7 protein-coding genes are annotated in these 8,749 nt (G+C 61.9%); 2 read left to right on the top strand and 5 right to left on the bottom strand.

All coding sequences use genetic code 11. From position 1 onward, the window contains the following. Positions 1 to 760, top strand: a 760-nt coding sequence (locus tag L979_RS16330; RefSeq protein ID WP_197052135.1) for a hypothetical protein, incomplete at its 5' end; no start/stop codon positions are given. A gap of 112 nt (positions 761 to 872) precedes the next feature. On the opposite strand, the gene L979_RS10560 is transcribed toward L979_RS16330, so the two are convergent. The 5 genes from L979_RS10560 to L979_RS10540 form a co-directional block, all read right to left on the bottom strand. Further along, on the bottom strand, positions 873 to 1,673 hold the full coding sequence (locus L979_RS10560; protein ID WP_052209797.1) for an IclR family transcriptional regulator: 801 nt from the start codon (positions 1,671 to 1,673) through the stop codon (positions 873 to 875). 25 nt (positions 1,674 to 1,698) lie between these two features. After that, entirely contained in the window at positions 1,699 to 2,967 is a 1,269-nt protein-coding gene (locus L979_RS10555; RefSeq protein WP_047692177.1) for an aminopeptidase P family protein, read from the bottom strand. Between the two features lie 40 nt (positions 2,968 to 3,007). Beyond that, positions 3,008 to 4,345, bottom strand: coding sequence for an MFS transporter (locus tag L979_RS10550; protein ID WP_231559506.1), 1,338 nt, complete (start codon positions 4,343 to 4,345; stop codon positions 3,008 to 3,010). Positions 4,346 to 4,504: 159 nt separating this feature from the next. Next, positions 4,505 to 6,952 carry a DNA helicase PcrA gene (gene pcrA, locus L979_RS10545; protein WP_047692175.1) on the bottom strand — a complete coding sequence of 816 codons (2,448 nt, stop codon included), beginning with the start codon at positions 6,950 to 6,952 and terminating at the stop codon, positions 4,505 to 4,507. Positions 6,953 to 7,028: 76 nt separating this feature from the next. Beyond that, positions 7,029 to 7,760 (bottom strand): integrase, encoded by a 732-nt coding sequence (locus L979_RS10540; protein WP_231559505.1) that lies wholly within the window; start codon positions 7,758 to 7,760, stop codon positions 7,029 to 7,031. Between the two features lie 191 nt (positions 7,761 to 7,951). Here L979_RS10540 and L979_RS10535 point away from each other — a divergent pair, with 191 nt between their 5' ends. Then, positions 7,952 to 8,671, top strand: coding sequence for a hypothetical protein (locus L979_RS10535; RefSeq protein ID WP_047692172.1), 720 nt, complete (start codon positions 7,952 to 7,954; stop codon positions 8,669 to 8,671). Positions 8,672 to 8,749: the final 78 nt, after the last annotated feature.

The following is an 8,749-nucleotide window of genomic DNA, read 5'->3' as shown; positions in this document are numbered from 1 at the left end:
CCTAAACGGCTCGAGCCGCTACCGCTCCGGTCGATCATCGCGTTCGGGCCGCGGGCCGAGCCGGCCGAGACTCACGGCGGCACTGCTGATCTGCGCCATCCTTGCCTGTCTCCAACTACCCCTGGCCGGGATAGCCGACATCGCCTCCACCTCCGGGCGCCTCTTGCAGCTGTGGCCGCAGACCGCCCTCTGGGCGGTTGTGGGACTCATGTGGGCAGCGGGCACCCAGCAGGTGTACCGCTGGTTGCGGCGCAGTTCATCGCGCGCGGACGTTTTCGAAGGCAGGGTGCCCATCCCGCCGCTGAGCGAAGACCACCGCCATGTCTCGGCCGCCCTGTGGTTCGGTGTTGGCGCAGTCTTGTGCGCCGTAATCCTTCCCCCGATGCTGGTGGGGCAGTGGACACTCCAACCGGTTCAGTTGTGGCAAGGCCTGTACGGCACGTATGGAATGGCCGGGCTCATCGCTGCCGCCGGATGGCTGATCCACCACTGTGGTTTTTCCTTGGTTGTCGCCTTGGCCTTGGCCGCCGTCCAGGCCTTGGCCGAAGCGATCGCACCATGGCGGTGGATGGCCAAGGTCCCCGTGGGTGGACTCGTGATCGGTCTGGTGGGAGCCGTCTTTCAAGCGATACCCGGGGGCTGGGCTGCGGCGGTCACCGCCCTCATCGCGTGCACACTGCTCGGGGCGGTCCACCTGCTCACGGGGCGTCGCCTGCGGTGGACAGCTCCGGCAACCGCGATAGTGCTGATCTTCCTCTGAACTTGCACCGCGTTGACAGGCGTCTGAGATCTCGCTGGGGAGCAGCCCTGCCCCTGGTCTGATCCGGTAGGCCTGCTCTTGGCGTGCATACATCGAGAGTGCCTCCTGGGGCTCATGCCTCTGCGCACCCACCCATGCGGCGGCTGACGACCGATGCAGCCTGCTGAGCGGCCCTGACGTGACTTTCAACGACGGCCAAAGGCGTCCGGTAGCTGGGAGCTGAGACCAATATTGCGCCACACACTCCGTGGCTGTCCCGCACGGGGACAGCCACGCTGGTCTCCTGCGCTGATGTTTCCGATGCATTGACCGCCCAGCCACGCGCACGAACTTCTGCCAGACGTTCCAGGTAAGAACGACAAGGTTCGCCCGTAGCCCGGTCCTGCCCCCCGCTGATGACGGCATCAGACAAGAGCCGCTGCACCCTCTCAGGTGCAGTGTGGGCGAGGAACACCTGTACAGATGCGGACTGTGCAGTATTGAAACGCTGCCCCAGGGAGCAGCTGTGTTTGACCGGTTGGGGGCTGATCACTTGCTTGACGCACACAGCGCCGTCGCCACTCCAGACCATGACCGAACTCGACTCTCCGGTGGACTCGGACAGTGATACGAGTTCAGCGCCGGCAGCATCGATGATATCGGCCTGAGCCAGAAGCGGTGCGGCCAACGCCAGTAGTCCAAGGCCCAGCCGATAACGCGAAGTCTCGTCGTCCCATTCCACGATCCCGTCCTCACGCAGACCGCCCAGGAGCCGGGAGACAGAGGACTTGTGCAAACCTATTTCTGCAGCAATATCCGTGATGGTGGCATTCGGTCGCTGCCCGAGGCTTCGTAGCACCTGCCACACCGCTGCGGAGCCTCCGCCTTTGGTCGGCTCCTTCGGCTGCGGCGGCCCCTCAAGAGGGTCGATCATTGACGCTCTCAATCTCTAATGGTCCTCACATCTCAACAATGTTGGCCCCTGGACCATAGGGGAAGGCCGTGATGTCCTCGGCGTGATCATCACCAACCACCAAGATGTCGTGCTCACGATAGCCGCCTGCGCCGGGGAGTCCCTCCGGGACCATGATCATCGGCTCCATGGACACCACCATGCCGGGCTCCAGCACGGTGTCCACGTCCTCACGCAGTTCCAACCCACCTTCACGACCGTAGTAGTGGCCGATGACGCCGAAGGAGTGCCCGTAGCCGAAGGACCGATTAGCCAACAGCCCGTGTTCTACGTAGATCTCGTTGAGTGCGTGGGCGATGTCACCACAACGTGCACCCGGCTTGATCAGAGAAATCCCGGCTTCGTGTACATCCACGTTGATCTCCCACAAGCGCCGAGTTCGTTCATCGGGCTCCCCCAGGAAGAGCGTTCGTTCCAAGGCCGTGTAGTACCCGGATGGCATGGCGAAACAATTCAACGAAAGTATGTCTCCACGCCTCAGAGAGCGGGTGGTCGGCCAGCTGTGCGCACCATCCGTATTAATTCCGGACTGGAACCACACCCAAGTGTCTCGTATTTCAGAATCAGGAAACGCCCTTGCAATCTCACGGGTCATGGCCTCAGTTCCCACCAAAGCGACCTCGTATTCCTTCACTCCTTCCTTTATCGCACTTCGGACGGCGAACCCACCGACGTCGGCGATCCGCGCCGAGTCACGTATGACAGCGATTTCCTCTGCAGATTTGACCATACGTTGACGCATTGCGATCTCCGAGACATCAACCAATTCAACATTTGGGAAGGTTCGGCGATAGTGCTCTGAATCCGCCACCGGCAGCCAGTCCATTTCAAGCCCGATACGATGCGGCACCACTCCGGAATCACTGATAACACTTGCAACAGCGAACCAGAAATTGTCACGATTCCAATCCGTATATACGACGTTGTCTCCGAACGATCGGCGCCATGGCATCCCACCGTCAATGTTTGCCGTTATAGTGACGACCGCATTCGGCGTAATGACCAATCCATACTTCCTGCCGAAGTATGTGTAAAGGAAATCTGTGTAGTACTTAATGTTGTGGTAGGAGTTCATCACAACTGCGTCGATGCCCTGGGAAACCATCTGCGCACGTAGACGGTCAATTCTCCGCATCATTTCAGCATCGCTAAAGGTCAAGGGTACCTTTTCACCGTTATGTATGATCTTGGTACGCTCCAAGAGACCATTGTCACCAGCTGTTGCTGGAGCACCGTTCAGGGGTGTTGCACTCATCATCAAGCCCTTTCCTTGGGTCGAAGCGGTCGAGGACAGGTCAGTAGTCAATGTCACGCCGCGAGTTGTCCTTGGACCAGAGCACTGCCCCCAAAGCAACGGTGGCGGCGGCCATCAGAATGTAGGCTGGCCACATCGTATTGCCAGTCGTATTGATCAGCCATGTATTGAAAGCACTCATCGGCCCACCAAAGATTGCGTTTCCAGCATTAAACACCAATGCAAAGCCCGTAAACCGCACGGCAGTCGGATAGAGCTCACATATCGCTGAAGGCAATGCGCCATCATTTAGCGATAAGAACCCGCCCATGATGACTAGAGCAAGGACCGCCAACCAGTAATGCCCGGTGTTCATCACCATGAAAGCCGGGATGCTCAGCACAATGAACGTGCCTGAGGCCAGGATCAATGTGCTGCGCCTTCCAATCTTGTCGGCAACGAACCCGGTCAGAAAGATGAAACTGATGTAGGTGAGCAATGACAACGTCGTGGCCAATTGCGATGCCGCAGTGTCGTAGCCCAACTGCTCAGACATGTAAGTTGGCATGAAAGTCAACACCACATAGAAGCCCACCGCATTCAGGAGAACGATTCCAAAACCTTGCGCCACCTGCTTGGGGTAGTGGGTGACCAGCAACTTTAAGGGAAATATCGATCGCTTGGGCACACCTTCCAATGGTTGGGTCCGCTCAACATTCTTACGGAACGCCGGTGTGTCAGCGATCTGACGCCGAATGTAGAGACCAATCAGCCCTAACGGAGCCGCCAGCAAGAATGGGATCCTCCAACCCCAAGATTCCATCGCCTCGCTAGAGAGCGTGCCGTAGAGGACGGTCGCGAACAGTGATCCGAGCAACAAGCCCGTTGCCGTGGATCCAGGGACCACCGCTGCATACATTCCACGCTTTGCCTTGGGCGCATATTCTGTCAAGAGCGCGGATGCACCGGCGTACTCCCCCGCCGCAGAGAAACCCTGAACCATCCGAAACAGGAGCAGCAGCAGCGGTGCGGCGACTCCGATCGTCTGAGATCCGGGAACCACACCGATACAGAACGTCGCTCCTGACATGAGCAGAATGGACCAGGACAAGGTCCGGCTCCGGCCGTACTTGTCACCCCAGTAGCCCCAGAAGAATGCCCCGAAGGGGCGGACCAGGAAGCTGATGGCAAACAGCACGAATGCCATAAACGTGCTGTTCTGTACGTCTCCGTGAAAAAAGGCCAGCCCGATGGTCACTGCCAAATAGCTATAGGCGCCATAGTCGAACCACTCGACGAAGTTGCCGATGAAGCTCGACACCACCGCCTTCCTTCGCTGACTCGTACTGGCTTCCACACCATCGGGCGTGGTCAGCGTGGCTGCTTGCGTATGTGCCATAGCGCTCCCCTCAGACCCAAGCTCCCTGCTTGGGTTGCGTTTCATGCAACAGCGTTGCGTGAAGACGCGTCGAGTGGAAGTACCTGCACGGCGAAATTACCGAATGGAAACAGCAATGTTCGCCCCCGGCTACAGGAGCACGGATAAGGGTCTTGGAGGTTAACGGACCTTGGACAGCGGAGCGGACCGAACCAGCAGCCGCTTTTCCTCTGCACCAAAACGCACCTTGGCGATGACCTTGTCCCCGCTGCCTTCAAGCTGGATGACCGTTCCGCGACCAAAGCTCTTGTGCTCCACCTGTTCACCCACGGTCAGGGAAAGAACTTCCTTGGTCGGATCGATTCGGCCGGCCTTGGCCCGGGCACTGGTTCCCATCCGCTGGAACCCACCGTGCGAGCCCGCACCGGCACCCCACCAGGAGCCGGAATCGCTGCCGCGTCGGGCTCCTCCGCCGTAGACACCGGAGCCCCCGTAAGAACCTGACCCTCCGTAGGACCCGGAGCCGTAGGACGCCGATCCCCAGCCTCCTGGGGCAGCCGAACCCACGCGCTCCCATGTGATGAGGGATGTGGGGATTTCCTCCAGGAACGGGCTGGGAGGGTTGTACTGGGACTGGCCCCATTGCTGCCGGTTCTCCGCCCGGGTCAGGTAGAGACGTTGCCGGGCACGGGTGATTCCCACGTAGGCCAGGCGGCGTTCCTCCTGCATCTCCTTCTCATCCGTCATGGATCGTTGGTGCGGAAAGATCCCATGCTCCATGCCGGTCAGGAACACCACGGGAAACTCAAGACCCTTGGCGGTGTGCAGTGTCATCAAGGTGACCACGCCCTTGTTCTCCGGGTCCTCGGTACGATCCGGAATCTGATCGGCATCGGCCACCAGCGCCACATGCTCCAGGAACTCCGGCAGTCCGGCTTCGGGATTCTCCCGCTCATATTCGCGGACCACGGCCACCAGCTCAGCCAGGTTCTCCACCCGGGATTCGTCCTGGGGGTCATCGGAGGTGCGCAGGGCTTCCAGGTAGCCCGACTGCTCCAAGACCGCTTCCAAGACGGCGGCCGGGCCGTTGCCTTCGGCCACCGTGGCCAGGTCGTCGATCAGCTGGACGAAAGCACCCACCGCCTTGACCGAACGGGTGGCCATGCCCGGGGCGTCCTCGGCCCGGCGCAAGGCGGCCATGAAGGAGATCCGATCCCGTTCGGCCAACGCGCCAACGGCACCCTGCGCGCGATCACCGATGCCGCGTTTGGGTTCGTTGAGGATCCGGCGGACGGTGACCTCGTCATCCGGGTTGATCAGGGTCCGCAGATAGGCCAGTGCGTCCTTGATCTCCTTGCGTTCGTAGAACCGGGTGCCGCCCACCACGCGATACGGCAGTCCCACCCGCATCAGGATCTCTTCCAGGGAACGCGACTGTGCGTTGGTCCGGTAGAACACCGCCACGTCCCCGGGACGAACACCGTGGTCGTCCTGCAGACGGTCGATCTCCTCAACAATCCAACGGGCTTCCTCATGGGCGGACTCTGCGGCGTAGCCCACAATCTGTTCGCCGTCCCCCGTGGAGGTCCACAGGCGCTTGTCCTGACGCCCGGAGTTCTTGGCGATCACCGCGTTGGCAGCGGAGAGAATGGTCTGGGTGGAACGGTAGTTCTGTTCCAGCAGCACCGTGCGGGCGTTGGGGTAATCCTGTTCGAAGTCCACGATGTTGCGGATGTCCGCCCCGCGGAAGGCATAAATCGACTGGTCCGAATCACCCACCACGGTCAACTCACCGACCGGCACATTGGGGTCCTTGCCGTCCCCCACAATCTCCTTGACCAGGGCGTACTGGGCGTGGTTGGTGTCCTGGTATTCATCGATCAGCACGTGCCGGTACCGGCGTCGGTAATATTCGGCGATCACCGGGAAGGCCCGGAGCATGTACACCGTCTGGGCAATCAGGTCATCGAAATCCAGGGCGTTGGCTGCTCGCAGGCGTTCGGTGTAACCGCGGTAGATCTGGGCCACCGCTGACTCCCACGGGTCCGTTCCGGAGGCACGCGCCAGGTGGGTTTCGTCGTCGATCAGTTCGTTCTTGAGCCCTGAAATCGCGTGCTGCATGGCCTTGGGTGCGAACCGTTTGGGGTCCAGGTCCAGCTGTTTGGCCACGGCCGTTATCACCCGCAAGGAGTCCGCGGAATCGTAGATGGAGAACGTGGACTTCAACCCGATGGAGGTGGCCTCACGGCGCAGCACCCGCACGCAGAAGGAGTGAAACGTGGAAATCGTCATGGACTTGGCGGCCGGGCCCACCAGTTCCACCACGCGTTCGCGCATTTCCGCTGCGGCCTTGTTGGTGAAGGTGATCGCCAGGATCTCCCCGGGCCGGGCGCGTCCCGTTGCCAGCAGATAGGCCACCCGGTGCGTCAGCACCCGGGTCTTGCCGGAACCGGCACCGGCAACGATCAGCAGAGGCGATCCCGCATGCTCGACGGCCTGCCGCTGCGGGGCATTGAGCCCCTCCAGGAGCGCTTCGGGATTCGCCGCGACAGCGCCTGTGGCGGATTGATCCATCCGTGGGGAACTGGCAGCGACCGAGAGCAGGGGGTTGTCCGTGAGGAAATCCATGATCCCCATAGTTTAGGCGCGGGCCCGGACACCACAGCGCAGGCCCGGAGCCTCCCGGCGCAGCTTGGCTGCAGACTCAGACCGGGGTGACCTCTACGTGGTGACGGCCGTTGTCATCCACCACCCACAGCTCGCCGTCGGCCACTTCCACCAGATGCGGGCGCTGCAGCACCATGTCATCGCTGAAGTCGGTGTCGGCCTCCGTCAGATCAGGCCCACCCACCACCGTTCGCAATTCCAGGCTCTCTCTGTCCAGAACTCGGATCGCATGGTTGCCGGTGTCTGCCACCACCACGGAACCGTCGTAGAGGATGTGCACGGATTCGGGGGCGGACAGGCGTGCCTCATCGGCGGCACCATCGGCGTATCCGGCGCCGTGGCGACCCACAACCGTGACCACGTGGGGATCGCCGTCGCCCTTGTCCAGGTCGAACTCCAAGTAGCGCAACGCCGAAGAATCCCGGTCCACCAGCCACACGCGGCCATCGGAATCCTCCACGGTGCCGCAGGTGGCGGCGAACTTCGCGTGGGCCACCTTGCCGTCGCGTCTGCCGGGCTCCCCGGTGCCTGCAAACTCCACCAGGGCGTTGGTGTAGGCATCCCAGCGGAACAGTTGGTTGCGCTCCGGCACGGCCACGACGGCGGCCCACAGCTTGTGCGACCACGTGATGTCTGCGATCTGGGCACCCTCCAAAATGGAGAGGTCGATCTGGCGCCGTACGGTTTTCCAGTCGTCCTCGTAAAGGGTCAGGTCCCCGTTGGACAGCCGCAGCAACAGGCCTTCCGGGAGGCCGATCGACAACTCCACAGTGCACCTCCAAGCGCTTGATGCGGACCCCATTGCCCGCATTCCCCCCACCGGAAGTCATCCCGATCGGGATGTGATCGAGCTTACTCGCCTTGGAGGGTGATCGCCGTCGTCGCCACCCCCCTCGCATCCTCCTACCCCCGCTTGGGGGCACTGATTTGTCAGCCTTGGCGTGCCGCCATAATGGAGGCATGGGTTTGTCGCGCGCGCAGAAGGTCAAGAAACACGGGGAGTTGGCCGCAGAGGCTCCCGCCACACCGCGCACCCCACGTGAGGACCGCGTCAGTGCGGCACCCCGCAGGCAGCGGCGCAGCACCGAGCTGCCCGCAGCCGAACCCACCAAGACCAAGCGGCAGCCAGGCATCCTGATCGCCGTGGTCATGATCATCGGCGCGCTGCTGATGTTCTACGTCAACATCCTGATCCTGCCCGAGTTCGCCCACGTGGTGGCCGAAGGTCACGGCGTCCCTGAGCTACAGGTCACCGGCTACAGTCCCGAATGGCTTGCGGAGTTCTCCAGGATCATTGGCCAGGACGGCGCGAACCTCTACGCCTCCGTGCACTGGAGCACCGGGCTGCTGGCTCCGTTGGTCATGGCCGTGGGCTGGATCTTGTTCCTGGTGATCTACGCCAAGCGCGGCCTGGAACGCACCGGTGGCCTGGTGGTCACGGGCCTGTTCCCGGCCGTGACACTGGGCGGCAACGTGGCCGTGGAGCAAGCCGTTGCCGCTCCCGCCAACGCGGGTCTGGCCACGCTGTCCTCGGTGCTGATGTCCACCCGTTGGGTGCTGCTGGTGGTGTTGATGTTTGTCACGCTGGGTGTGTTCCTGCGCAAGATGCGCGAGCGCCTACAGACTTTTGACCCGGTTGCGGCCAACGAGCAACGCAAGAAGAAGTTCGGGCGGTCCTGAGCCAACGAGCCCGCGGCACCTCCGTCCTGCCGCCGCTCTCCCCCACCATGCCCCTTCCGCCGCCCTTCCGTCACCCTT

Source organism: Kocuria sp. ZOR0020 (genome assembly GCF_000800955.1).
Classification (GTDB): domain Bacteria; phylum Actinomycetota; class Actinomycetes; order Actinomycetales; family Micrococcaceae; genus Kocuria; species Kocuria subflava.
This window is presented reverse-complemented; position numbering and strand designations above follow the sequence as displayed.

Coding starts and splice junctions, on each gene's coding strand:
- L979_RS10555 (WP_047692177.1), bottom strand. CDS start 2,967: ATGAGTGCAACACCCCTGAACGGTGCTCCAGCAACAGCTGGTGACAAT.
- L979_RS10535 (WP_047692172.1), top strand. CDS start 7,952: ATGGGTTTGTCGCGCGCGCAGAAGGTCAAGAAACACGGGGAGTTGGCC.
- pcrA (WP_047692175.1), bottom strand. CDS start 6,952: ATGGATTTCCTCACGGACAACCCCCTGCTCTCGGTCGCTGCCAGTTCC.
- L979_RS10560 (WP_052209797.1), bottom strand. CDS start 1,673: ATGATCGACCCTCTTGAGGGGCCGCCGCAGCCGAAGGAGCCGACCAAA.
- L979_RS10550 (WP_231559506.1), bottom strand. CDS start 4,345: ATGGCACATACGCAAGCAGCCACGCTGACCACGCCCGATGGTGTGGAA.